The 25,381-nt window shown below is 59.7% G+C and carries 17 protein-coding genes and 9 pseudogenes; 13 read left to right on the top strand and 13 right to left on the bottom strand.

Features of this window, described 5'->3' with window-relative positions:
• Nucleotides 1-1,058 precede the first annotated feature (1,058 nt).
• The 3 genes and pseudogenes from AC0L15_RS08340 to AC0L15_RS08330 form a co-directional block, all read left to right on the top strand.
• Nucleotides 1,059-1,286, top strand: a pseudogene (locus AC0L15_RS08340) (transposase); the annotation flags it as partial.
• Nucleotides 1,287-1,848: 562 nt separating this feature from the next.
• A pseudogene (locus AC0L15_RS08335) lies at nt 1,849-1,977 on the top strand (Lrp/AsnC family transcriptional regulator); the annotation flags it as partial.
• Nucleotides 1,978-2,007: 30 nt separating this feature from the next.
• Nucleotides 2,008-2,301, top strand: a complete 294-nt coding sequence (locus tag AC0L15_RS08330; protein ID WP_473496222.1) for an Lrp/AsnC family transcriptional regulator — start codon at nt 2,008-2,010, stop codon at nt 2,299-2,301.
• A gap of 219 nt (nt 2,302-2,520) precedes the next feature.
• Here the strand turns inward: AC0L15_RS08330 and istA are convergent.
• Nucleotides 2,521-3,838 (bottom strand): annotated as a pseudogene (istA, locus tag AC0L15_RS08325) (IS21 family transposase); the annotation flags it as partial.
• Nucleotides 3,839-4,929: 1,091 nt separating this feature from the next.
• On the opposite strand from istA, the gene AC0L15_RS08320 reads away from it, so the two are divergent.
• The 4 genes and pseudogenes from AC0L15_RS08320 to AC0L15_RS08305 all read left to right on the top strand — a co-directional run.
• A complete protein-coding gene (locus AC0L15_RS08320) occupies nt 4,930-5,394 on the top strand; it encodes a hypothetical protein (protein WP_473496186.1) in 465 nt (154 codons plus the stop codon).
• Nucleotides 5,395-5,429: 35 nt separating this feature from the next.
• Nucleotides 5,430-6,908, top strand: a pseudogene (locus tag AC0L15_RS08315) (transposase).
• A 259-nt stretch (nt 6,909-7,167) separates the two neighbouring features.
• Entirely contained in the window at nt 7,168-7,542 is a 375-nt protein-coding gene (locus AC0L15_RS08310) for a Mu transposase domain-containing protein (protein WP_473496185.1), read from the top strand.
• 93 nt (nt 7,543-7,635) lie between these two features.
• Nucleotides 7,636-7,779, top strand: a pseudogene (locus AC0L15_RS08305) (AAA family ATPase); the annotation flags it as partial.
• A gap of 18 nt (nt 7,780-7,797) precedes the next feature.
• On the opposite strand, the pseudogene AC0L15_RS08300 reads toward AC0L15_RS08305, so the two are convergent.
• Both AC0L15_RS08300 and AC0L15_RS08295 read right to left on the bottom strand, forming a co-directional pair.
• Nucleotides 7,798-8,532: pseudogene (locus AC0L15_RS08300) on the bottom strand (transposase); the annotation flags it as partial.
• Nucleotides 8,533-8,736: 204 nt separating this feature from the next.
• The gene (locus tag AC0L15_RS08295) at nt 8,737-8,979 is read right to left on the bottom strand and encodes a PIN domain-containing protein (protein WP_473496184.1); all 243 of its coding nucleotides are present in this window, start codon (nt 8,977-8,979) and stop codon (nt 8,737-8,739) included.
• Nucleotides 8,980-9,900: 921 nt separating this feature from the next.
• Here AC0L15_RS08295 and AC0L15_RS08290 point away from each other — a divergent pair.
• Nucleotides 9,901-10,848 carry an aminotransferase class IV gene (locus AC0L15_RS08290; RefSeq protein ID WP_473496183.1) on the top strand — a complete coding sequence of 316 codons (948 nt, stop codon included), beginning with the start codon at nt 9,901-9,903 and terminating at the stop codon, nt 10,846-10,848.
• On the opposite strand, the gene AC0L15_RS08285 is transcribed toward AC0L15_RS08290, so the two are convergent.
• The 3 genes from AC0L15_RS08285 to AC0L15_RS08275 all read right to left on the bottom strand — a co-directional run bounded on the left by AC0L15_RS08285 (nt 10,839) and on the right by AC0L15_RS08275 (nt 13,517).
• Complete coding sequence (locus AC0L15_RS08285; RefSeq protein WP_473496182.1) at nt 10,839-11,144, bottom strand: hypothetical protein; 306 nt, start codon at nt 11,142-11,144, stop codon at nt 10,839-10,841. The two genes, AC0L15_RS08290 and AC0L15_RS08285, sit on opposite strands and share 10 nt — an antisense overlap.
• 995 nt (nt 11,145-12,139) lie before the next feature.
• Complete coding sequence (locus AC0L15_RS08280; RefSeq protein ID WP_473496181.1) at nt 12,140-12,550, bottom strand: hypothetical protein; 411 nt, start codon at nt 12,548-12,550, stop codon at nt 12,140-12,142.
• The gene (locus AC0L15_RS08275; protein ID WP_473496180.1) at nt 12,534-13,517 is read right to left on the bottom strand and encodes a recombinase family protein; all 984 of its coding nucleotides are present in this window, start codon (nt 13,515-13,517) and stop codon (nt 12,534-12,536) included. Before AC0L15_RS08275 ends, AC0L15_RS08280 begins: the two co-directional genes overlap by 17 nt.
• Before the next feature lie 542 nt (nt 13,518-14,059).
• Between AC0L15_RS08275 and AC0L15_RS08270 the strand changes: the two genes are divergently transcribed.
• Complete coding sequence (locus AC0L15_RS08270) at nt 14,060-14,254, top strand: ATP-binding protein (protein WP_473496221.1); 195 nt, start codon at nt 14,060-14,062, stop codon at nt 14,252-14,254.
• Nucleotides 14,255-14,256: 2 nt separating this feature from the next.
• Here the strand turns inward: AC0L15_RS08270 and AC0L15_RS08265 are convergent, their stop codons facing one another.
• Both AC0L15_RS08265 and AC0L15_RS08260 read right to left on the bottom strand, forming a co-directional pair.
• Nucleotides 14,257-14,484, bottom strand: a complete 228-nt coding sequence (locus tag AC0L15_RS08265) for a hypothetical protein (RefSeq protein ID WP_473496224.1) — start codon at nt 14,482-14,484, stop codon at nt 14,257-14,259.
• Between the two features lie 103 nt (nt 14,485-14,587).
• Nucleotides 14,588-14,791 carry a hypothetical protein gene (locus AC0L15_RS08260; protein ID WP_473496179.1) on the bottom strand — a complete coding sequence of 68 codons (204 nt, stop codon included), beginning with the start codon at nt 14,789-14,791 and terminating at the stop codon, nt 14,588-14,590.
• Between the two features lie 98 nt (nt 14,792-14,889).
• On the opposite strand from AC0L15_RS08260, the pseudogene AC0L15_RS08255 reads away from it, so the two are divergent.
• Nucleotides 14,890-15,081, top strand: a pseudogene (locus AC0L15_RS08255) (transposase domain-containing protein); the annotation flags it as partial.
• 557 nt (nt 15,082-15,638) lie between these two features.
• On the opposite strand, the gene ggt reads toward AC0L15_RS08255, so the two are convergent.
• Nucleotides 15,639-17,333 (bottom strand): gamma-glutamyltransferase, encoded by a 1,695-nt coding sequence (gene ggt / locus AC0L15_RS08250; protein ID WP_473496177.1) that lies wholly within the window; start codon nt 17,331-17,333, stop codon nt 15,639-15,641.
• A 111-nt stretch (nt 17,334-17,444) separates the two neighbouring features.
• Between ggt and AC0L15_RS08245 the strand changes: the two genes are divergently transcribed.
• Entirely contained in the window at nt 17,445-17,675 is a 231-nt protein-coding gene (locus tag AC0L15_RS08245; protein WP_473496176.1) for a transposase, read from the top strand.
• 6 nt (nt 17,676-17,681) lie between these two features.
• Here AC0L15_RS08245 and AC0L15_RS08240 read toward each other — a convergent pair whose 3' ends face one another.
• Genes AC0L15_RS08240 through AC0L15_RS08230 form a run of 3 tightly spaced genes read right to left on the bottom strand, consistent with a single transcriptional unit; the run spans nt 17,682 to nt 22,394 of the window.
• Complete coding sequence (locus tag AC0L15_RS08240) at nt 17,682-20,381, bottom strand: lyase family protein (RefSeq protein ID WP_473496175.1); 2,700 nt, start codon at nt 20,379-20,381, stop codon at nt 17,682-17,684.
• Nucleotides 20,381-21,436 (bottom strand): cysteine synthase family protein, encoded by a 1,056-nt coding sequence (locus tag AC0L15_RS08235; protein ID WP_473496173.1) that lies wholly within the window; start codon nt 21,434-21,436, stop codon nt 20,381-20,383. The genes AC0L15_RS08240 and AC0L15_RS08235 overlap by 1 nt, the downstream gene beginning before the upstream one ends.
• 10 nt (nt 21,437-21,446) lie before the next feature.
• Nucleotides 21,447-22,394, bottom strand: a complete 948-nt coding sequence (locus AC0L15_RS08230) for a GHMP family kinase ATP-binding protein (RefSeq protein WP_473496171.1) — start codon at nt 22,392-22,394, stop codon at nt 21,447-21,449.
• Between the two features lie 1,423 nt (nt 22,395-23,817).
• On the opposite strand from AC0L15_RS08230, the pseudogene AC0L15_RS08225 reads away from it, so the two are divergent.
• Nucleotides 23,818-24,253, top strand: a pseudogene (locus tag AC0L15_RS08225) (transposase); the annotation flags it as partial.
• A 20-nt stretch (nt 24,254-24,273) separates the two neighbouring features.
• Here the strand turns inward: AC0L15_RS08225 and AC0L15_RS08220 are convergent.
• A pseudogene (locus tag AC0L15_RS08220) lies at nt 24,274-24,659 on the bottom strand (ectoine synthase).
• 143 nt (nt 24,660-24,802) lie between these two features.
• Here AC0L15_RS08220 and AC0L15_RS08215 point away from each other — a divergent pair.
• Nucleotides 24,803-25,255 carry a hypothetical protein gene (locus AC0L15_RS08215; RefSeq protein WP_473496170.1) on the top strand — a complete coding sequence of 151 codons (453 nt, stop codon included), beginning with the start codon at nt 24,803-24,805 and terminating at the stop codon, nt 25,253-25,255.
• Nucleotides 25,256-25,381 lie beyond the last annotated feature (126 nt).

Below are 25,381 nucleotides of genomic sequence, written 5' to 3'. Positions count from 1 at the left end.
AAGGCATCGGCTCCTGACGCCACCTTCTACTCGCATTTCACCTGGCTAGCCGCGTCAAGAATGCAAACGGCGCCTCTTTCAACGATAGTTGAGTAGGCGGTAAGCGCCGCGCCGCCTTGCAGCGACGGTTTCTCACGCCTCTCCCCGAACCGGGCATGCGTCTTTCGTTACGCACTCGGCTCTCCAGAAGACATGGTAAAGTCAGGCCGTATCCATCCGTGTGAGATGGAAGCGGCAGACGGGGGTCCAGGCGAGCATGTGTTGCTCGACCAATCCCTCGCGCCAGAGCCGTCTCGTCGGCCGGCGGCTGCTGGGCTGATAGGCCGCCCAGATGTCACGCGACCGCGCTTTGGGGCGTTTCTTACGCAACGATCGCACTATACGCATGCCAGTGTACCAGTCGAGACTGGTGAACATCCGGCCGGCGTAGGCACAGTGACGGTAGTAGTTCGCCACCCGCGCAGGATGGAATTGAGCTCCTGAAGCTTGGTTATCCGTACGTGTCTTGACCTTCCAAAGCAGATCGGCGGCCTTTGTTTTCGGAATCTCAACGCGTGGGCCGTAGCTGTAGCGCCTAGGCGGCGAGCTTACCCCGGGCGATGCGGAAGACAGGCCATGAGAGCCTCCCCGTCTCGAACGCGTTCGGCGCGCCCCGCAGTGGGGATAGACGAGCCCTACGGCGTCTGATCGCTTCTTGCCTCCCATGCCATCGCACAATTTGGAGAGGCACCGTGGCGCCTGGCCCATTACCACATCTTCACAGATTCCGGCGCGATCAGTTTCACCTCATGGCCGAGCCTCGTCATCTCCCCGAGCCCAGTGATGGGCGCTGCCGCAGGCTCCCATCACAACCACTGCCGACGGATGCTCCGTCATGAACTTCTGAAACTGGGGGCGTGACAGCTTCTTTCGAAACTTCACATGGCCGTTCATGGACGTGCTGTGGAGCACGATTACATTCTTCGCCAAATCCACCCCAATCATCTTATTCTTCATATTGCCGCCCTCTCCGCTTGGTGGCTGAAACGCCAGATCTGGCATACTGCGATGCCGTCTGTCCTCCGCCTGGCTTGGTAGAGGCCGGCCTGGTGGCGCACAGCGGACCGACGCCGCGTGGAAGCTTCATACAAACGCTTTGTCTTACGACGTCGCGGCCGGGTGGACGGAATGCGCGGGTGCGTGAACGGAAGCTGTTGAGCGAAGTGCTGGCAGAATTGCGGCGGCTCGTGCCGTTCCAGCTTCTCGGATTCGACACGGACAATGACAACGTGTTCCTGAACGAGACGAGGTCACCTACGAACTACGTGGCTGGTTTGAAGAAGGGCCGTGGCAAACGAGCCGGGAATTGCTGGCACGGCTGCAGTCGGAATACCCGGAGAAATATCCAGTCTCCTTCTGCGCACACTGCAACGTCGCGTCAAAAATATGGCGAAGGGAAAAGGCTCATGAAATGGTGTTCGGCACAACGGAGTGACGGGTCGCGACGACGGGGACCATCCAGGAGAGGCAACGACAGAGCTGCTCGGGAGCACTCTTGTGAGACAATACGAATCTCATCCTGATCGCCGCGCCGCAGGCACTAGCCGTTCCTTCCTGCCGTTGCTGCGTAGGCGCACTTGCCGCGGTTCACCTGGAGATCGTTCCACAGCACGACCCGTCAGGCTGAGCGCGACCGCATGACCTTGGTACTCGGCTGTGTTACGGCCGCACTTTCAATCATCCGCCGGCCCAGGAGCGCCGATTTGTTTCAATTGTCGGGACGAATTGCAACAAACATTGCGAAAATTAATGCGATTGTTATGATCGTCAAGCGATTATTAAAATGGTCAGAAATAGCGGCATCGCACGATGGACGATCTAGACCGAAGGATCCTTACAGCGCTACAGAGGAACAATCGGCTCTCCTTTGCCGAACTCGCGGAGCTTGTCGGTTCGTCGGCCGCCTCATGCATGCGTCGAGTGAACAAGTTGCGTGTGGATGGCATAATCGTTGCGGATATTTCGCTCGTGAACCCGAAGGCTCTTGGCAAATCGCTTACGGTTGTCGTGACCGTAGAGCTTGACCGTGAACGTCTGGACCTTGTCGATGATTTCAAGCGCGCGATGCGGGCGGCCAAGGAGGTTACCCAATGCTATATGGTTACAGGCGACGCCGATTTCGTTCTGATCGTTGCGGTCGAGGACGTCGAGGCCTTCGACGTCTTCGTCAAGACAAAACTCTATACCAACCCCAACCTCCGAAAATTTAAGAGCATGATCGCGCTTGATCGCGTCAAGTTCGAGCCGCGGGTAATGGTGTAGCTTTGGCCGGATTGCGCTGGAGCCTTCGCTCCGGGTTGCCGCTATTGCGCGTCCACCATCAGATTAAGCTTTTTCGAATGGAAAACAGCGCGATCCACTGGCGCAGTCGATCCTGGGTCGTGACATTCAGCCGCAGCTTCTTGGTCAGGAGACGGCTTACGGAAGCCATAACCGTTCGCCGGCGCGGCAGCCGCGAACATAGATGTGGCAGTCGTCCGCGCAGGCGCGCTCGTGAGCCATGGCGAGAAGATCCACCATGATGCGGCAGGCCTGCCGCTCCAGCAGTCGCTCCATAAGCATGTCGATGTGCCGATACGCCTCGCGCGGAAAGAGCTGGTCGCAATAGACTAGGTTCAACAGCGCCATCGGTTTGCGACGCAGCGAATGGATGACATGCCGGTAATTGAAGACCTGGTCGTGTTTGCCCGATGGAGAGGCACGTCCGCGCGGCAGCGTCACGAGAACGGTGCCGCCGATGAAGATGTCCAGCCGATCGTCGAAAAGGCGCACCGTGAGCCGATGGCCGATCAGTCGTGAGGGCACGGTGTAGAACACCTTGCGCAGCGTGAAGCCGCCCGATGAGTGACGCGCACGGTGACCTCCTCATAGTCGGATGTGCGCCTGGATGGGCAGTTCCTGGAGCTCGGCGCGCTCGATGTCGATGCGCTTGGAATTGCGGGCGTTCACCCAGCTGACGATCTCGTCGACGAAGCGGCGGTAGCAGGCCAGATCGCCGAAATCGCTCGATCCTCTCATCAGAGCCGCGTCGTCGATCGCCCGCTTGAGGATGGCCGTGCGGGCCTTAGATGGAGCCGTTCTCATGCGCGATGCCGCGATGTTGCGGGAAGGGGTCATGCCGTAGTGGCCGCACAGTTCGTCGTAGCGGCGCGTCAGGTCCTCCCGGGCGTCCTTGTCCAGGTTGCGGAATGCCGAGGCTGTCGCTGCGATGTTCGCGGGGAGCCTCGCCGAGCGACCACAGCGCGTTCTGCAGACGTTGCGCCAGGGCAACGAAGCTCTCGCCGCCGAGCACGACATGAGCATGCTCGAAGCCGGAATAGGCGAGCCGGAAATGATAGAGCCGATGGTCGAGCGGTTGACCGGCGATCGTGATGCCGGCTTTGCCCATGTCGGTGAAATCCGACAGGCCGAGGCGGCCGGGCTCATGCACCTGTCGGAGGTGACCTCCTGCTTCGCGCCGTGGACGGCGCGCCAGGAGCAGATGCGCCGCTCCAGCGTACGGCGAACGCCGTTTGCCCAGATCGCGGCGGAGCATCTCCTCGAAGATAGCTATCGCGCGAATGCCGGGCGCCGCTTGCAGCATCGGCACGACCTCGGTCTGAAAAATATCGGCAGCGGATCGGCACGGCGTCGTTCCCGCGGCGCCTTCCTTCTGCGAGGGCAGCCTCGAATCCTTCTCGATGCGATAGGCCGTGGCTGTGCTGATCGACGCCTTTGCCGCGGCGACGGCTGTCGAATTGGTCTGACGGAACTTCATGTAGAGCCTCATCTGGTGATCGGTTATGTGGCGGCCGGGCACAAAGTGATTCCTCCAAATCGGAAAAACCACCGGCATACCCGGTCGACCGCGATCACCAGACAAACGCCCCCGAAAGGCGCGGCGCTGGCGGGTTGAAACTCCAGTCGGCTACGCCCTCCCCGCATTCCAACCCGCCAGCATTCTCATCTTGATTGACGCAACGCTCGCAGCTTCATTGTCGCGCCGCAGAATACTGGGGCTTCTGCCGCTTTCCCACTCATGATTTGCCAGTCCTAACTTGCCATTTCCAATCGTTCGGGCCTTCGGTCATCGTTTCCGGCTCGGCCTATCCGTTTGCTCCGCCTTTAGGCCTTGGAGTGCCTCAGTAGCCTTGCCGACAGCATTATTTGCTACGCCCTCTGCTGACGCCTGCGTCACGGTCAGGTCACCTTGCGGTTCCCTCAGTTCCGAAGTCGGAACATGGCACAGGCCTCCCCAGGTAAGTTCAATCGCCTTTCCCGCGCACCTGCCGGATCTACAGCCCTGCCCCTTGATGGATATGGAGTTCGCGACACGTTGCCCGCTCGTCCGGCCAGGGATGCCTCATATCCGGTTTCTGTTCGTCAAATCGCGGTTTTGCTCCACGCTTCCTTTAGACACCACCTCGCGGTAATGCCCTTGCGCTTTGCTAAGCCTTCACCTCCATCAGACCGGGCCTAGGGACTTTGACCCCCCAAGCGGTTGAACATGCTGGGCACACAACTAAACCGTTGCCGGGGTAGATGGAGCGCGGGTCTAGTCTGAGGAGGCTCCTGCCTGAGAAGATTTGGTGTTGAGCCAACCTGCCAGACAGGAGAACCCCAGATGATCCAGATTAGCCCTCTGCGTCAGCGGATGATTGAATATCTGACGATCCGCAATTTGTCGCCGGAGACCAGCGATCCTACGTGCATACGTGGCCGAAGTTCAGTCGATTTTTTGGCCGATCGCCGGAGAAGCCAGGCTAGAAGAGGTGCGCGCCTATCAGGCGCATTCGTGACCCTAAGGGTCTGTCGATGCCGGCTCAATACTCCCAGAAGTGCCGTTTGAATCTTCCCGAGTTTAGCGCTGTCGCCGGTCTTCCGGAGCGCGCTCCGGGAGACCGGCGGCGCGTGATCGTTGATGCTTCTCCCGATGGTCCGGAGAGGGATTTCGGTGATCAAGATCGGGGAGATGATGATGATACTGGATTTGTATCGGCAGGCCTGTCGGTGTCGGCGATCGCCAGCGAGAGCGGGATCGACCGCAAGACGGTGCGCAAATACATTGAGCGCGGGCTCGAGGCTCCGGCCTACGGACCGCGAAAGCCGCGCCAGGCGGTGATCGATCCCTTCACGGCCTATCTTCGCGAACGCGTCACGCGATATCCCGGGCTCACCGGCAGCCGGTTTTTCCGCGAACTTAAGGACCTCGGCTATGGCGGCGGCTACACGGCCGTTACCGACTTCCTGCGCAACGTCCGGCCTACCGGTGGCGTCGTCTATAACCGTGTCCTCGTCTATAGCGCGGCGATCTGGGAGAGACCTCGCATTGCGTCGTCTGAACTGCTCCCGGATGTTGGACCGTGCCTCATCTGATTTGCTCCCCGCAGTTTTGGGCGGGAGCAAATCAGATGAGGCGGATGAGCATGGCGACGCGGGATGAACTGGTGAAGGTGGTAGCGGAGCACTACGCCGGAGGCGATCGGGCAGAGAAGTCGCGCATTCTCGATGAGTTCGCGGCGGTGAGTGGCTTCCACCGCAAGCATGCCATGCGTTTGCTGCGGAGTGGACCACAGGCGCGGAGTTCGGGGGCGCGGCCGGAGCGCCGGCTTTATGACGACGCGGTGCGCGAATCGCTGATCGTGCTTGGGAAGCTTCGGATCGCATCTGCGGCAAGCCTCTGAAGATGCTGATTCGATTCTGGTGGAGGCGATGGAGCGTCATGGGCACCTTCATCTAACGCCCAGAAATCCGCACACGGTTATTGGCGATGAGCGCGGCCACGATCGACCGGGCCCTTCGCGAGGTTCGAGACACCGCTAGTGGGCCAAACGCCGTCGACACAGCGTCCACCGCACTACGGCGCAGCGTTCCGATCCGAACCTTCTCTGACTGGCAGAATCCGCACTTGGATTCGTCGAGGCCGACCTGGTGGCGCACAGCGGGCCGACGGCGCGTGGAAGCTTCATACAGACGCTTTGTCTTACCGATATCGCGAGCGGATGGACGGAATGCGCGCCCTTGCTGGTGCGTGAGCAGAAGCTGTTAAGCGAGGTGCTAACTGAAATACGGCGGCTCCTGCCGTTCCAACTTCTCGAATTCGACACGGACAATGACAGCGTGTTCCTGAACGAGACGATACGCGTCTACTGTCGAGAGGCGGGGATCGCGTTCACGCGCTGCCGCATAGCGCAAGGGTGACCAGGCCTTCGTCGAACAGAACAACGGCGCTGTGGTTCGCCGCATCGTCGACTATCGCCGGCTGGAGGGGCTAGAAGCCGCTGCGGCTCTGGCACAACTCTACGCAAGGGTGCGACTGTTCGTGAACTTCTTCCAGCCCTCCTTCAAGCTGGCCGGAAAGGAACGGGATGGCGCCCGCGTGCGCAAGCGCCATTACCCGGCGGCAACACCGAGCCAGCGACTGCTGGCAGATCCATGCACGCCTGAGCAGGTTCGTGCCAGGCTGGTGCAAACACAGGCGCGGCTGGACCCGGTAAAACTGCTGCGGGAGATGCGATTGGCGCAGCAGCGCCTCGTCGATATTGCGGATGGATCCTGCACGCCGGCACCGGCGGCGAGCGAGCCGGCGCTGGATCAGTTCCTGTCGGGCCTGCGGACGGCCTGGAACGAAGGGGGAAATCCGCCCAACCGCAAGAGCCAAGCTGAAGCAAAAGCGAGGTCGTCGGCTGCGCGCCTGGTTCGACGAAGAGCCATGGCGGACGAGCCACGAATTGCTGGTGCGTCTGCAGGCGGAGCAGCCGGGGCAATATCCTGCTCATCTTCTGCGCACGGTGCAGCGCCGCTTTAAGATCTGGCGAAAGGAAAAGGCACACGCGATGGTGTTCGGCCCAATGCACGTCGAGCCGGCAATCGAGCCGATGGTGCATTGATCCGAATTCCAGCCTTGGGGAACATTATGGTGAGGCAACGAAAAATCGTTCGGGAGCGTTCCACGGTGAGGCAATACGAATATCATCCGGATCGCCGCACCGCACTCGTCGATCTTGCCCGCCACAATGGTTTCCATGCCAAGGGTGTCGGCCTTACCGCGCCAAAACGAAAGGCAAGGTCGAGCGGCCGTTCCGCTACATTCGCGAGGAGTTCTTCCTGGCCCGGTCCTTTGGCAATCTCGAAGACCTGAACGCCCAGTTGCGTCACTGGCTGAACACGGTCGCAAACCCGAGGGTTCACGCCACCACAAGGCATGTCGTCAACGAAGCTTTCGCCGAGGAGCGGACAGCGCTGCGGCCGCTGCCTTTGGCTCCGTTCCGATCGGTCCTAAAGCTCGAGCGACGCATCAGCCGGGAGCGCATGCTCAGCGTCGGCGGCAATTTATACAGCATGCCCGACGCCACCAAGCGCTGTGTCGTTGAGGTACACACGCTGGCCGAAGAGGTTCGCACCTTCGAGGACGGCGTGCTCATTGCCACCCAATCCTATCCTCGAAGGCCGGCACCAGCGTCATGTCGAGCCGGGTCATCGCAACATTCACGTCCACAAGCGCCGCCGTCTGAGGAACGATGAGGTTATCCTTCACGGCTGCGGCGACAGGGTGGCTCGGCGCCCATTGGCCCTCTACGACGCCGTCGCCCGGGTGATGGCGAAGGAGCAACGTCCATGACGAACGCGCTCGACACCACGCGGATCCGCCACGACCTCCGTCGGCTGAAGATGCCGCGGGCGCTCGAAGCGCTCGATCATGTCGTGCGCCGGCTCGAGAAAGGCGAGATCGCCGCCCTCGAAGTCATGGACATTCTCCTCTAGGAAGAGTTGACCATGCTCAAGTGCTTTGACCACGTCCTCCGCGCGATAGCTGAAGCGCGGATCGAGCACCGCACGTAGCGTGAGAACGTGTCGACGACCGTCAGGACACGTATCTTCTTGCCGGTGGCGAGCTGATCGTGGACGAAGTCCAATCGCCCAGTCGGCGTTCGTGCCGACGGCTTCCTCCCGGCCTTCCCGCAGCTTCGCCTTCACACGCCGCTTCGGCGTCTTGTTCCTGAGCTGCAGGCCCAAGTCCCTGTAAATTCGATAGGTTCGCTTCATGTTGATGTCCCAGCCTTCGCGCGTGAGCATCACGTGCACGCGCCGGTAGCCATAGCGGACACGCGTCGCCCCTCCTTGATCCGAGGCGGCGGGACTTGTAGTGATAGGTCGAAGTGTCGAACTCCAGAACCCGGCAAGCCCGCCGGATCGACACGTCCCACTCACCGCACGTCTCCGCCACCAGCTCGCGTTTGCCACCAGGCCTCACAGTTTTCGGCGGATGACGTCTTGCAGCATCTCCTTGTCCAATGACAGGTCAGCGACCAGCTTCCTGGGCTTGCCGTTCTCGTCCTCAAGCTGCTTCAGCCGCTTCATCTCCATCGGCACCTGTCCGTCGTATTTCTTCCAGTTAAAGTAGGTCGCCTGGCTGATTCCCGCCCGCCGACAGATCTCGGCAACAGGAAGCCCGTCCGCTCCTTGCTTCAGAATAAGCGCCTTCTGCGCGTCCGAAAACTTCGATACCTTCATCGTTTTCCGCTCCTCCCAGCCTAGGGACATCACCGAGGAAACTCCACTTTCGAACGGTCCAGTTTCAGGGATCAGAGCAGCAGGTCAGCACAATTTGCCCAGACACTCAGCGAATTGAACGCCCGGCAGGAGACTAAGCTCGCTGCCGGGCCGGCACGCCTTGGGAGGTGGCGTAAGTCGATTTCCTTGCGCATCAGTCCGAAATCACATTTTGCCGCTCGGGCAGAATCCAAGGCGTTGCAGACGGTGCTGCAGTCGGCGAGCGGGCGCGGGCTTGACCATATCTCCTTTGCGTTCGCCGAGGGAAATAGTTGAAATTGCTGGAAATGGATTGGATCTCGCGTCTTCTGGCGGCAGATTTTTTGGAGCGAAATGTGCTCCGTCGGAAAATGGAACCCATATATTCTCCATTAGCGTGACAGGCAGCGGTCCCCACGAAATCTTCATCACAAATTCCACACTTCCATTCCCTTTTGTGTTGAGCGATTTCGCGTTCAGAGCGGAGCTGCTTCCCACTGGCCGCGGCGTTCATAACTGGCGTCTCTGCGCATCAAGTGTGGCGCTCGATACTCCGTTTGGTCTCGAACGATAATCATGTTTAGGAAATATGGCGCATGGGTTTGCGCCAAAATGACTCGGTTTTTGAAACGCGGGTCGCGCGAAGCGATGTGATGTGAAACGCGATCCAAAGCGCGCGGGCGACGCCCGATCGCCAGCCTGCCGCTAGGTCTCGATACAAGCTTCACAAAGGGCGGTCAGGTCTCGGTTAAACATGCAGAGCCGTGGGCAAATTCCTCGGCGCCGCTCAAGGTCCTCAAATGGCTGAGTAGCACCGGAAGCGCCGATGCCAAGCCATATTGTGCAACGCGCGGAGCCTGTTCTCTGGCAGGCCAGTTCGAGAGGGCGACTTTCTAGACAGGCCTCACACCCACAACCCCCTCGAATTTGCCCTATTGGCGTGGCGCGGGCTGTAGTTGAGCACCGGACATGGAACCCTCGGCTGGACTCTGGGAGCCGGGTCGGCAATACGAGTCCGCCGACATGCTGATCAATCAAAACGGGCCTGTCGTTGCGTGAAGCGCAAGCGTTCAGTCGAGCGCTCTTCACTACTACGAATTCGCGTGAGAGCCCGGCGCCGCCTTTGCGTTTAGGCGGCCGTCTGATCGAATCATTTCAATTCTTTCAGACAAGCGACCGTAGCCGCTCGCTGATCCTTTGAATTTGACGCGCAACGTGGCGTCTTCCACGTCAACATTGCCGGTGTCGTAGCGATATCTTGTAGCGATCAGCGTACGAGCCGCTTTCGAGCGCAAGCTTTAGCGCAACCTCTTGAGCCTGACCAAGTAGCCGGATCGGAATGGTAGAAAAATGACACAGCTCTTACTTGATCTTCCAACTGTGGATGAGCATCACCTTGATCGGCGACGTCACCCGCATGGGGTCGCCTTTATGGATGGGCAATACCTGCCGATATCCGAGGCCAAAATCTCCGTGCTCGATTGGGGGTTCCTGCACTCGGACGCCACCTACGACACGGTGCACGTCTGGAATGGCAGATTCTTCCGGCTGGATTTGCATCTGGACCGCTTCTTTGGGGGCGTGGAACGGCTGCGAATGAAGCTGCCCTATGATCGGGAGAAAATAGAGTCGATCCTGACAAATTGTGTCGCGTTGTCGGGGCACAGATCGGCTTACGTGGAGATGATCTGCACACGCGGTTCGTCGCCGACCTTCAGCCGCGATCCCCGCCAAGCGGAGAACCGGTTCATGGCTTTTGCTGTTCCTTTTGGCTCGGTCGCTAACAAGGAACAGCTGGAAAGAGGCTTGCACGTCGCGATCAGCGAAACCGTCCGCATCCCGCCCAAATCGATCGATCCCTCGATCAAGAACTATCATTGGCTCGATCTCGTGAAGGGCCTTTTCGACGCCTACGACAGGGGGGCCGAGACAGCGCTGATCCTAGACACGAACGGGCACATTGCGGAGGGACCCGGCTTCAATGTGTTCGTTGTAAAGGACGGGTCCCTGAGGACGCCCGCTTTTGGGGTGTTGCCGGGCATCACGCGCCGGACGGTGTTCGACCTCTGCGCCGAGATTGGGTTGTCGGCTACGGCTGCCGATATTCGTCGTGCCGAGATCAAAGCGGCTGACGAGGTGTTCATCACCTCGACTGCCGGCGGCATTATGCCCGTGACCCGTATTGACGACGCCGCGATCGCTAATGGGCGCGTCGGATCCGTCACTCGCCGGCTCATGGATATCTACTGGCGAAGGCACGATGATCCGGTATGGTCGACTGCTGTCATTTATCCTTGATCGGATATGCACCATGTGAGAGCGATTTGCCGAGCGGATTCGCGATGATCTCGATGAGCTGTCGTCACGCAAACTCCCGAAAAGTCGAGCAGGCGCGCTTCGGCGGGCGTCGCCCTGGATTTGGCGGACTGCCCGACGAGCCGTGCCATGGCGATGGCGCTTTTCTCGTCGGGTTTGATTTGGCTGAAGGCGATACGCGACGCATCGTCGATGCAGTCAGACGTAATCGAATTCCCAGCCCGTGCCCCCGCGCTTGGAACGTGCGACACGCCGAACTTCGCGGCCGCATCCGACATGTGAGCCACTCGCCATTCTTGTCGGAAGAGCGATAGCCGCTGATCTTGTGCACCGCGCGTAGCGATTGGACGCGACGCGCTGTCCAGGTCTTTCCCTGACCGGTTTGCATGCCCATGCGATTGAGTGTGGCAACGATTTCGGCATCCGACCACCGGGTTGGCATGGATCGCATGATCGCCAGAGCGTCCTCAGGCGCTGGCCATGCTCTCCGGATTTGGGCTTGCGAACCCCTACGTGCGAGTGCTGGCCACCATGCCATTGGATGGTCAAGATCACGTCGCGCGCATCGTCATCGACGCTGATCACCGCGCAACTGCCGATCGCACAGTGGCATGCCATGATCGGCGAACCGATCTTGTCATGAGACCTTCCTCCTTGATCGCCTGGTGCGTGCGAGCCGGGCTCGCAGGTGTTGATTTGGTCATGCGAGAGTTCGACTTGCCAGGGCTGGCCCTTCGCAAGCTGCGCCCGTCGAGCAAGCCGCATGCGAGATAGTCGAACACAGTTTGTTGGTGTGACGCCCAGGGCGGCCGCCGTCCCTTGAACCGAGTAGGTTCCATCTGGCCATCGGTTCGGGATTGGCGCTCGTCCCGTTGATCTTGACGGTGGGGATACCCCAACGTGTTCGCAAAAGCCAGACATTCTCGCCCTTGAACGCGCAGCCACGAAGCCTTGCGCGTTCAGCGCCGCTGCGATCTCCTTGTCCATTTTGCCCGCGGCATTGGAGTTCGATCACTCTGCTCCGCAGCCGCTCCAAATCGATGTAGTCCGCCATAGGTGTGGACCCGCCTCTGGAGAACATGCTCGCTGGTCGCTCCCGTCTGCCACAGGATCTTGAACCAGACCTGGCCCTGGAAGCGCTTTTGGTCGAGGACGACCTCGCCAATGATGAGGCGCAGGATACCCTTTCGCTCGGCCGATGTAGTGGAAGGGGCGTGCCAGATGCCAGGCAGGTCTTCTCCCAGCTTCTGAAGCACTTGGCGGTCGGACTGGCTCAACACCAGGTGCTCGTGGACCGCCATCGTTCATTATCCTGTTCGATTGCCTCGGCCACGCGCAACTTCTCTTCCCACCCGCGCTCCAACGACCGAGCCACCAGGCGATTTTCCGGCTCGAGCGCGTCATATTGGCGGCGTGCTCTTTCCGCCTCATAGCGCGTCCGCTCGCGTCGTAGCGCCCACTGCCGCTCAAGCTGACGCGTCTCCTCTTCGATCTGGCGCCCCAATGCGGCAATGGCGATAGCGATCTGGTCCGGTCGCAAGGCCTCGAGCAGGATGCTTTCGACGTGCGTATCGACGGGCAGCGCACGCACTTCCTGGCAGAGCGGCCCGCCCTCCTGATCGCGGTCGGCGCGACACGTGTAGACGGGGTAGTCACCGGCAGGACCGCTATAGCGTAGGCTCATCCGGCGACCGCACCGCCCACAAACGGCGATGCCCTGCAGCAGGGCCGCTCCCTTGCGCGGCACGCCCGAATGGCCGGCTTGCGTAGCGATTAATGTTGTTTGCCAGTCGCCTCTGGTTCTCCATGAACTCCTCCCAGCTGATATAACCAGGATGGGCAGCCTGAAGGCAAACCTCCCAGTCGGCGATGGGGACGTTGACCGTCTTCGGGCGATAGACATCATGGCGAAGCCGCCCGCCTTCCGTCCGGTACCGACCATAGACATATGCCCCGGCGTAGGCAGGATTTTGGAGAATGCTGAGGACCCGCGCACTGTCGGCCTCGCGCCACACCACATCATGCGGCGCGGGACCGAGGAGCGGGCGCACAGGCAGTGGCAGATCGTTCTTTCGCAGGTAGCGCATCACGGCCCGTGCGCTGTGTAGCTCGCGGAATTTGGCGAAGACCAAGCTGAGCCGCGCCTGCACCTCCTCATCGGGATTGAGAATGATCTCGCCCGAGCGATCATGTGCCAATCCGGCAGGAACAGGAAGGCGCAGCTCGCCGCGTGCCGCTTTCTGACGTTCGCCCTGATGGAGCCGCTGCCTGATCTGGTGCAGTTCCGCCTCGCTCATGATGCCGGACAAGCCGAGCAGCAGGCGGTCATGGTAAGCGCAGGGATCGTAGAGACGTTCGCCATCGGCAATGATGACGCCGAAGAGAGCGCACAAATCGAGGAGCTGATGCCAATCGCGATTGTTGCGGGCAAGCCGGGAAGCGTCGAGGCTGATGACGAGGCCGGCATTGCCCAATCCGATCTCCGCGATCAGCTTCTTGAACCCCACCCGCTCAACGGTCCCGGCTCCGGATTTGCTAAGATCTTCGTCGATGACGTGCACGCGTTCGTGCGGCCAGCCGAGGGCGACGGCACGGTCGACGAGGCGGTATTGCAATTCCGTGCTTTCCTGATGATGCCGTACTTGGTTCACGGAGGACTGGCGGACATAAATGTAGGCAAGCCTTACCGCGATGCGCGGCCGTCACACATCCGACCGGTCTATTCGGCGCTCTCAACATGCCGATCCGCCGCTATCGGCACGCCCGTCGGTCGCATCCGCAAGCGAAGTCGCGCAACACTCTGCGTGATCTGCTTCTGCGTCTTCGCCGGCAGATCGAACCACAGGTGCGGTAGTTTCGCTGCGGCTGGGGCTGGAACTCTGGTGACTGTCTGGGACGCAACGCGGCACGGATTCGACTGAATGTTCATCGCGGATCACCTCCTCGATACGGGAGGTCAACGTGCTGTTCAAATGGTGCAGCAATGTGAGCAACGTTCGGCCGTTGATGCGAGCCAACGATTTCGACGCGCCTTGTTCTTCCGGCGTCGCCTTCGTAAGGTCGGTCACCGAGCGCCGAATTGAACGGCGGCGCCCGTCAGGTAGTCGGACGATGACGAAAGCCGGACCGCGCGCAGAATGGGACGACACGAGTTCCAGACGCTGACCCGCGAGCCCGTGACGCGGATCGATGACTGTTAATTGAGACACCACCCCGTGGAGAATGGTGGCAGCATGGGATGTTTGGTGAGCCGACAATCGCCGATGCCATTCTCGCCCGGATCATCCACAACGCCCATCGCCTCACCCTCGAAGGCGACAGCATGAGAAAGCAAAAAGCACCGCCGCTCTTGACCGGCGCCGAAAACGGCGAAATCAATCGCAAATGAGTTCAACCAAGCAACCGAGGGCCGACTCCATCCTGCTGTTCGGGACTTAGTGAAAATGCTGTCCGCGATTTAGCGGAACGACTGTCCCGTTTTTGCGAAATACGCAGCTTGGCTTCGCTCTCCAGCTGTATCCGTTCAGCCTCCAACGCCGCTTCGATCGCCATCGGCGCAACCGCCTCCAGCGCTTCGCGGGTCACCGCCGCGTCGGTGCGAAAGCCGTTGAACGACATGCATCGCGCCTGTGCCATCATGAGGTTGCCGCGCTCGCAGCGATATATCGGATAACCTTGGCCGCGTCCGGCATACATGACAACCAGTTTTCGCCCGCATCGATCACAGGAGATGAGACCCGGGAGCAGCGCGACCGCCGCGGCTCGACTTGACGCCGCCGGCTTCGCCATAAGCGTTGGCCGCGAGCAGTTCCTGGTTACGTTCGTACTCGCTCCATCCGATGTAGCCTTCGTGATGCTCCTTGAGCACCAGCGCCCACTCGCTAAGCCGGCTTGTAATGGCCATACCTCTTGCGAATGCGGCCATCGACGATCTCAGTGCGCTTCTCGCTCTTACCATTGACATAGGCGCCGCCGTAGAATGGGTTGTTCAGGATCCCCCAACATGGGCAGAATGACCCCGAGATGGCTCTCGGCAGAAAGTCCTGGCTGTTCTGCGGTTCCGATCGCGGCGGACAGCGCGCTACCGTCCTTTATAGCCTGATCGTCAGCGCCAAGTTGAATGGCGTCGACCCTCGGGCCTGGCTCGCGGATATCCTAGCGCGCATCGCAGCCCGCCCAGCACAGCGGATCGATGAGATCCTCACTTGGAACTGGTGCCGCGAAGGCGTCGACGCGCGGCCGCCTGATATGCACACTAACCAAGTCTACCGCTTCGTCACGATTGCCCGTGTAGCCGCGGAGCTCGGCGAAGACGAAAAATGGCTTTCGGATATCGCCCGCGAGATGGGAGCCCGAAGACGGATTAATCCGGTCTATGGTCCGGAGGGCGAAGAGACGATTGCCTTCACCGACTTCGGCATCGAGCAGTTGCAGGAACTCATCGCAATCCATCGCGATCAGACCGCCTGATCGTTATTCGCCGTGAAACCAAAACCTCTGCGGTGTTCACCGGAGGTCCACCGGATGGCTACCACCGGTCAGCCAGCCTTTCGGGCCAAATGTTTTGGCCGGGCGGTGCGAGGTCGCTCGTTAATTCTCCTCCCATCGATGCACGGCAAGGGGGCTTCCGATGACGGGTTCAGTGCGCGAGACCTGCTTCGTGAGACTCTTGGCAGACGTGAAGAATTGGTTCAGGAAGCCTCTTCGATATGGACCACTTTGCATGAAGATGACCCGATTGTCGGTGCGCCGGAGCCAGTCGCCGGCCGCGCTCAAGCCCGCGCCTGGTCCGGACTGAACCTCGCTCCACCCCGCGCCAATCCGCCGCCGAGACCGATCGGCGTGCCGTCTGCCCGCCAGCACGCGGCGCCGATCATCGTGCCGTCCGCATCGAACTGAATCGCACTCATGCCGCAGCCAACGCTGTTAACCGTGGCCACATCGTGACCGCGGTCGCGCAATGCCGCGAGCACGCCTTCCGGCACCGAAGCCTCGACCTTCACCCCATAGCCGCGCGTCCAAAGCCGCGGCGCCTCCACCGCCTCCTGCATGCTCATGCTATGATCGATCAGATTCGACAGCACTTGCATTACCGAGGGGAACATGCGCAGCCCGCCAGGCAGCCCGATCGCGTAACGTAGCCTGCCATCGTGCAGCACCATCACCGGAGACATCGACGAGGTCACGCGCTTGCTTGGTGCGACCGAGTTGGCGCGGCCCGGAAGCGGATCGAACGAGGACATGTAATTGTTCGGAATCATGCCGGTAGCCGGCACGATGTAACCGGCGCCGAAAAGGGAGCAGATCGTCTGTGTGCTGGCGACGACGTTGCCGAACGCATCCGCAACTGTCAGGTGAGTGGTATGCGCACCTTCGTTAGGTGCCACCCCCGCGCTCCATGACTGGGCGCGGTTCATTGTGATGCGAGCCCGGCGCTCCGCTGCATAGCCCTTGGACAGCAGCTTGCCGATCGGCTCCTGGACGAACTCAGGATTGGCGGACGCCGCGGCTCTGTCAGCAAAAGCGATCTTCAGCACTTCGGCCAGCAGGTGCAGCGCGTCCGGCGTCGCGTAGCCGAGCTTGCCGATGTCGTAACCCTCCACGATATTCAACATCTGAATGATGTGCAGGGGGCCGAACGATGGCGGCGGCGGGCCGACGACCTCATAGCCGCGATAAAGCCCGCGCAGCGGCTCGCGATCAACGGTGCGATAGCCCGTCAGGTCCTCGAGTGTCAGAAAGCCTTCGTTCTGCGCCATGTGCTCCGCATATCGACGCCCCAGTTCTCCGCCATAAAGGATGTCCGGCCCCTCGCGCGCGATTGATCGCAGCGTCTCGGCATAATCGCCGGCAACCAGGCGGGTCCCCGGCTGGATCGGAGTGCCGCCGGGCAAATACAGTTTGGCGATTTCGACATCGCGCGCGAGGTCGGCCGCCGACTCTGAGACGCATTCCTGTAGATAGGGAGTCACGCGAAAGCCGCGCGAGGCGTGACGGATCGCGGGCTCAGTAACGTCGGCCAAAGAGAACGTGCCGAACCGGCGCAGCGCCTCGCACCAGCCCAGCAGATTGCCGGGTGCGGCGACCGCCGAGGGGCCAATAACGTTTCGGCGGCCGACCGCGTCCAACGTGCCGGGCGCAACCTTCGGATCAGGCGTGTAGGTGGTGGGGCCGGTCCCGAGTGGTGCGGTGCTCATGCCGTCGAGCACGTGATGCGAGCCATTTGCGAGGCGGATATGCGCTATGCCGCCACCCAGCACCCCCACCATCATCGCCTCGACGACCGAAAGAGTGAATAAGGCCGCGATGGCAGCGTCGATTGCGTTGCCGCCGGCAGCGAGCATTTCGGCCCCGGCGGCGGAAGCGAGCGGGTGATTGGTTACTACCATGCCACGCGAACCGGTCGCCGGTTGTTTCTCACAAGTGAAGGTCGCGCCCGCATGAGAGCGCCAGCCAGTATGCCGCATTAATCAACCTCCTCTTACGTTCCTGAAAATAGGGACACGGTGACGTTGTTAGTCTTTTGACACTCCGCCCTCGTCAGCGGAGATTGCGAACGTGCAGCTGACCGTGCGGCGATGCGGTCAGCGACCCAGCAGCCGAACGCCCGAGCGGATTGCCGAGTCATGCCGATGAGGACCTACCCCCCCCCCGGCGATCTGACGGCCGCCGCGCTGCTTGCCGCAACAGATGTAGGGCGGCGTTTTTCAATCGATCGCGATCTTCCGGCGTGGCTTGGCCTCATACCACGACAACTGCTGGACATTAGAATAGACTGCACGCGTCCGGCAGCGAACGTCCCAACATAGACACCTTCAGGCAGTCGGCTCCCTATCGATGAGTTCTTTCACCCTCTGTTTGCAGTGCATCTCAGCGTGAGCCCAGCGCTCCCGTATTTCCTCGCATTTCAGCTGCATGGCCCGAAAGAGCGTTTTTGCTACAGAAAGCTGGTCGTCGATTGATCTTTTTCCGGGTCCTCCCCCGAACTGCAGAGCGTCCCTGCCCTCTTCGGGACTCGCCGGCAACACATCAGCGAGGTGACGGGCCAACTCGCTTCGGCGCTCCGCGACGCAGCCATCCTGAGACAGGCGTTCCGCGATTTCGCTAATAAGTGTGTGGGCCTTCCTGAAAGGAATGCCTCGCGACGCCATCTGTTCGGCGGCGACTGCCGTCATCGATAAGCCGTCTTCCAAATTTTCACGCATTGACCTCACGTTGAAAGACATGAACTTCACGATGAGCGATGTGAGGGTCATGGCGCGCTTCAGGGCATTCTCCGCAATGCCCAGAGGAGAGCAGCCGTAGTTGCTTGCTTCGATCGAGTTGCTGAAAGGCGATTTGCAGGTAGCCGTTGCCGCAGAAACGTATGCGCCGATCACGGTGCTTGCCGACCCCTTTATGTGTTCAAGCAGAAACGGGTTCTTCTTTTGCGGCAGCATGGAAGAGCCGCCGGCAAGATTGTTAGGAATGTCGATGAGAGCGAACTCGCGCGTTGTCCAAACCTGAAGGTCCTGGGCCACACGACTGAGCAAGATTGAAACGCCAGCAAAGAGCGAAAGCCCGTGTAAGTGATGGTCACGGCTCGCGACCGCATCAAGTGAGTTGAACGACGGCAGTTCGAATCCCAGAAGATTTGCAGTTTTCAAGGGATCTATCGGCATAGTCGTGCCACCGCCGGCACCAGATCCCATAGGGCAGTTCCTGATGTCTTCCAGGAGGCAATGGAGGCGCTGGCGCTCGCGCCCCAGAGCGAAGAAAATGCCGAGCAGGTAGTGCCCTGGCGATCCGGGGAGCGCGATCTGGTACTGACTGTACAGCGGAGCCACAAGTCTCGATGCCTCTTCCGCTCGCTCAAGCAGGGCATCCTGTAGAATTCCTATTTCTCGCGAGATGGAGCACGCGGCCTCCCGGAGAGCCAGGAGAGAAATGGTCGCGTTCAAGTCGTTTCGGGATCTCGCAAGGTGCAGCCAGCCGGCCTTTTCCGGTCCAGCTCTGGCGGCAAGTTCCGCCTCATAGGCCAGATAGAGGCCACGCGGAGCATCGCGGCCCTCCAAAGACTGAAAGCCCTCCTCCTGGAGGTCCAAGATGTGCTTGAGGAGATCGGCGGCGGCGGCCTGGCTGACCAAGTCCTGATCCGCCAGCATCACCAGATGTGCTTCGTCTATGGCTGCTTGGTATTGCAGAAGGCGACCATCACGCGTGATTTCGATAGGCGGCGCGAGCAACTTCATCGCTTCGGGATGGAGGGTCCACCTATCCTCGCTCGACCCAGCGTCTTGCTTATTGTCCGATTTGCCAGCAGCCGACTCGATATCGATCACAATGGAATCGATCATCCGTTCAGCTGCCGCGGCGGCGGCTTCGAGTTCATCAGCGACTCCTACGGCGTAGGCTACTCGGTCTCTAAAGTCGCCATTTATTTGAACCTCCTTCCCCTCAGATTTCAGTAGCCCCGCCTCGGGCACTGTCGGGTCTGGGTTTCGAGAGAAGCCCAGGCGTTTGAGCTTCCCTGATTTGTGAGCAAGTTGGAAACGGATGGCTCCCGCCCTTGCGCTCGCTTGTGGAGGGGTGAAAGGTTCTCCCGCATAAAGTTTGATCACCATGTCAAGAATTGACATGCCTAACGCATGCGACAGCATGATTGGAATCATTCCTCCAGCCAGCCTGGGATTGATCTCAATGATGACGGGGCCCGACTCCGATATCACGAACTCTACATGAGCCGGTCCGAACCCCAGGCCGAGAGCCGATACCGCGCTCACTGCAAAAGAGGACAATTCCCGGAGGGACGGCCCCGAGAGCGGGGCCGGGAAGTCGTGCCCCACCTCAACGAAGCAGGGACGCGGGCCTTTGTGCTTGGCAAGAATTCCGAGGCAATGCAGCGTCCTATCATACGCAATTATCTCTGCAGAGTATTCCTTACCCTCTATATATTGCTGGATGAGGACGTCCGGACTGCGCAAATCCACTTGATCTAGCAATACCTTCTTTGCACTTTCAAATGCTGTAATGGCGGCTGCTGCACTATCGCACAACCTCACACCGCTACTGCCGCTTCCCGAGACCGGCTTCACGACCACGGGCAGAGTAGCCTGGGCAAGAATGTTCTCCACGTCTCTGACGGAAGTGGCCAGCCGAGTTTCAGGGATCGCGATTGATCGTCGCTGCAGCTCGGCCGCTTGCTTCCATTTGTTCCGGCATGTGGCTATAGCCTCCGGATCCGCTGTTGGTAGCCCGATCGCCGCCGCGACACTTGCCGCTGCTTCCACAAAATAATCTGATGACGAATATATTCCCACGAGGCTTTTTAATCTGGCGGCGATCCCGATAAGTTCGTCCGGACTGCGGGTTTCAGCTTCAATCACTTCAGCGACGGAGCCCTTAAGAAATGTATAGCGCGCGGGATTGCGCGTAACGAGATAAGGTTCAAAGCCCAAGGCTCGGGCTCGCTTCATCAATAGTTCGCCAGTACCCGTCGTGTTGCTTTCCACGAAAAGGAAGCTACCTCGGTTCATCAAACTTGCTCCAAACAGCTCAGGACAGCTTCCCGGCTTTTCCGATCCCAAAGATATCGGTTCCATGGTGGGCGGGCGGTCGAGGGGTGATTTTCGGCTGCCGGCGCATCCAACAGAACGCTTTCGTTTAGACATCCGTTTTGCTTGAGCCACTCATAGTCGTATGCAGATTCGGCGTAGCGGTGTCCTTCATCAGGACAAATGACGACTACGGCCTCTTCTGGATATTGCCGAGCCCGCCAGCGTCCCACGATGTAGCTCGCTCCGGAGGTCGGACCGGCGAAAACGGCGTGCCGCTCGTGAAGGTAACGCGTTGCAGCAAATGCGAGCGGAGCCGAGATGAAATGAACCTCGTCATATAGTTCGTGCTTCACGTTCTTGGGGACAAGACTATTCCCGAGGCCCCGCAATTTCCGTTCGCCATCCTGTTGGCCAAAAATGACGCTGTTGAAGGTGTCCACTCCGATCAGTCGCGCGCCAGGGGATTTTTGGCGGAGGCGCTCTATCGTCCCACAAGTAGAGCCGCCTGAGCCCACAGAACCGACCAACGTTACGTCCGCGCTGAACATCCCCGTTATCTGATCGGCGAAGAGCTTGTACGCTGCGGGGTTGTCCGGTGTGTCGTATTGCCGGGGCCAGAAACAGGAGTGTCCCAACTGTCTAATCCTGGCCTGCAATGCGTCGAGGCGAATTCTTTGATAGCCACCCAGCTTCGCTTTTTCGGTTATTATGAAGACTTCGGCCCCCAAGGATTTCAACCTGTTTTCCAGGCCTTTATCCATTACTGGATCTGTGAAAATTTCGAGCTCGAATGCGCGTTCCCGGCAAACTACAGCCAAACCCAACGCGAAGGTTCCGCTCGAGGTCTCGAGAATTTTCATGCCGTGCGTCAAAGTTCCCCGAGCCAGCGCCTGCTCGATGATGTACTTTGCAGGGAGAAGCTTCATGAACGCGAACTGCGCAAGGTAAAGGTTTGTCTCACATCTAATGATGCTGGGAAGAGCATAGGCATCCGAATAGCCGAAGAATGGCAGGCATTTGCGATCAGTGTCCATATTGCTTACCTCACCCACAGCCAGCCATAGTCAGATATATTTTTGGCGAGATGTCGAACGCCGATACATGGGCGCGCACGGACCGAAGCTTCCGCGGAAAGTCAGCCGCCATTCGATCAAGCAGGATTCCAATCATTGTGCCGCTGTGCGCGATTATGACCCCAAGAGCCTCAGCGGCCTCGGATGCTTTGAGCATCGAGTTCAGATGCACCTTTGGAGCTCGCTCCTGATGCAGGAGCGCGCTGGCCGTAGCTATTCTGCCGATGGTGGCGGTGTCACCCTGCGGAATTGCTATTCGCGCGCGGTCGAATAGTTGGTGATATTCCGCTCTGTGACTGGCGGAGATTTCACCTCGCCGTTGGTCATAGTCGACGGTTTCGACCGTCCCGCCTTCATCGATACCAACGATTGCAAGCGGCGGCATTTGCCCAAGGAACGAGAGAAGGGTACATGCTCGCTGCTGATATGCGACCACTCCTGGGTACATTACCCCGTCGGATGGCTCGATCTCCGCCATCAGCTTCTCGATTAACGAAGTACCCACTCTAAGCTTGAAGCAGCAGGCCATTGATCGTGCAGTCGCAACAAGATCCGCAGACGAACTCGCCAGCCCTTTGCCTTCGGGGAGTTCAGATTGCAAAAAGAGGATTCCTCCTGAGACGCCGAGCGCAATCGCGAGATTCTCCGCCAGGCGTTTAGCTTTGATTTTATGTGGCGGATAAACGGTTACATATCGTGTGCCCGCAATCGGCATGAAGTGAGCTCGCGCAAAAAGCGCGATCGGCATCGTGATCAAGAAGTGAGAATCTCGGGAAGCGGAACCCACCGGCAACTGGCCTTGCAGCAACTCGCCGAATGTGCCGTAACAAAGGGCGTCGCCAGAATGAATCCGTGCCTGCTGGCCGTCCTCGATGATAATCTGGGCAGCATCTGCGCCATCGAACGTCTGGTGACACATGTATGGCCTCCAAACTTCATCGGCGGCCGCTTCGAAAAGTTCTCTAGTCGACCCGCTTCCTGGAGGGCCTATAGGATGGGTCGAATTTCGGATCGCCATATCACTTCCCCGTCAGGTATATTGAAGTGTGATTTGCCGCTACGACACGAGACCAAGATCATCTGATAATGGGATCGCGATTCAACTGGGATACTTTGAAGTAGCCAAGGCCCCTAGGTGCCTTATCTCTGCCCTTGGGGTGAACCTAGCATTTCTAGCCATGCTAAGTCGCAAAGATTCTGTGAAAGTACTTTGTAGGATCCGTTGCACTGTTTGAATATCATGACGCATCTGAGCGAGCTCCGTACCGAGGCCGGGGCATCAGGAACTTCGGGACGCGGAAAGGTGAAAAAGGTTTGTGTTCACGCCGATCCAGTTGGGCAGACTCTTGCGCGCGCACCATCGCTGCGACCAACAGCTTATGCGATGGGCTTAGCCCGTGGTCGGGTCGAAGGCGTTGGCAAGCCGGCCTCGCGCAGGAGCGTCTTAGTGATCACCTTGTCGTGCGTCAGCCCATGCCCGAGCGCGCTCGACCGGTGTATGGGACGCCCGCCAACTCAAGCATGGCCGGAACGTAGGTGTAGCGGTACTCGCCTTGAATTCCCTCCGCGGCGTTGAAGACGGAATCCGGAAGGGCGGGCTTGCGGATCGGGTGGCATGAACCGCTCCAGCCCAGCAAGCAGTGCTTTATCGCCTTCACAAGCGTTTCGTGACCGCCCTCCTGCAGTGCCGCAATCGAGCTTTCGATTGTACCGCTGGGGCGGTATTCGTCCGGACAAGGGCCGACCGAACCGGTTGATCACGCCCGTATGATCAAAGTTAAAAACGACGGCGATTTGCATGAGCTACTCCCTTGATGTTGCGCTCTAACACAGTTGTACGCTCGGATTCTGTTAAGCGAGCACAAGAGCTTGTCTGGACGCCGCGCGTTCCGTTGTTACCGGACTCTTCAGCGTATTCCATGCAATCGGCATGCCACCGGAGAGGTTGATCGAGGGATACAGGCCAACTCCATGTGATTCGCGCGGTACGGGCGGAATACTTCCGTTTTAGGATGTCAGATACCGAACACAGACGCTCTTCGACCAGACATAGCTAACACCCAACCGGACGTCGAATGACGCACAGTTGACAATTGGACTTGTAGTAAGCGCGGTACGGATGGTTGTGTCCCATCAGGTGGTATATCTCGGCGGTGACAAACGCCGATCGCGAGCGCGCCCCAACAGCGCTGAAGCAAGCGGCCTAGAGCACGTCCTGTGATCGATGAATCGATTGTGATGTGACAGCTGCGTCTTGTGCTGATTCAACATCCACCTCGATGGAGGTGGTCGCCGGCTAGAGCATTGAGCGGGGATCTTCGATCGCGGCTTCGGACGAGGGCATGTCGGCGCGGCAAGCGGCGGCGCGGTTCGGCGTGGGAGTGTCCAGCGCGATCCGCTGGATTGCGCGGGCGAAGATCGGCGAACTGGCGCCACGCCCGCAGGGCCGCCGCCGCGCCTCCAGCCTCGATGCGCATGAAGCCTTCATCGTCGGGCTGATCGAGGAACGCAAGGACATCACGCTGAACGAGATGGTGGAGCGGCTGGTCGCCGAGCAGTCGGTGCGGATCAGCCGCAGCGCCTTGAGCGCCTGGCTTCGCGGCTACGGCTGGACATTCAAAAAAAGTCCGCGCACGCACTGGAGCAGGATCGCCCCAACGTGCTGAAGCGGCGCCGGAACTGGTTCGACGGCCAGCTCGATCTCGATCCGGCGAAGCTCGTGTCATCGATGAGACCGGCCTCTCCACAAAGATGGCCCGCCTGCGTGCGGCAAGGCTTTCGACCGCAGATTTAGTGAGTCAGTACGACGAACCCTCGCCGCTTTTCAGGTCACGCCGCTCTGTGCCTCTCAAGGGTGGATTGAACACGCTGACCAAGACGAGGTCGGTGTCTTTGCCGCCGCGGAGTAATGCTTGTCGTGTCCGTTCAACGCATAAATGTCGCCGGCCTTGATCGGGTATACGGTGCCGTTCATGTCCTCGACCTCGCCTTGGCCGGCGACGCAGTAGCACGCCTCCAAGTGATTTCTGTCCTGCAGCAGAGATTCCGTGCCGGCTTTCACGACAGTGTGACAAACAGCAAAACCCATCCTGTCGGACTCGATCAGCAAGCGGTAGCTTTTTCCATTGCCCCAATCGACCTCCCGCGCCGTTCCGTGAATTTCCTTGACGGATCGAACGAACATATTCCCTCCTGTTAGCAGATCTGCAATCTAAACGTCGCGGCGACGAACGTGAATATATCTTCGCCTTTCAAGAGGAATGTACTGAAATCCACGCCCTCGAAGAGAATCCGCCGCCCGGTCGTGAGCCGATCGACTGGAAGCTGGTGACCAACTTGCCGGTCGAAGATCTCTCGGTGGCGGTCGAAAAGCTCGGCTGGTACGCCCTGCGCTGGAAGGCGGAGGTGTTCAACAAGGTCATGAAGTCCGGCTGCCGTGCCGAGGAGACGAGGCTCGAGACCGCCGAGAGGCTGGCGAAGTTCCTCGCCCTCATCGCGATAGTCAGCTGGCGCATATTCTTCGTCACTATGTCGGTGCGCGCGAAGCCAGACGCCGCGCCCGACAGCGTTCTCACCTTCGCCGAGATCACTGCGCTCGACCGGTTCGAGGCGTCCCGAACGCGACCGCGCCTCCAACAGCACACGCTCGCCGCTTACCTGCTGCAAATCGCCATGCTTGGCGGCTATCTCGGCCGCAACCATTACCCGCCTCCCGGCAACATGGTCGTCTGGCGCGGCATGACCCGCTTGCACGACATCGCCTTCGGCGTCTCCTGGTAAGGGCATCGGCGAAATAGCCGAGCGGTTCGACATCGTTGAGTTTGATGAGGTGCATTGCTCCCGCTCCCGGTCGCATAGTGCGATGCGGTCGCCAGGTCAACACCGCTCACGCTAAGCGACCCATTT

It is taken from the genome of Mesorhizobium sp. WSM4846 (genome assembly GCF_055811415.1).
The sequence above is the reverse complement of the archived record's forward strand: the minus strand, read 5'-3'. Positions and strand labels throughout refer to the sequence as shown.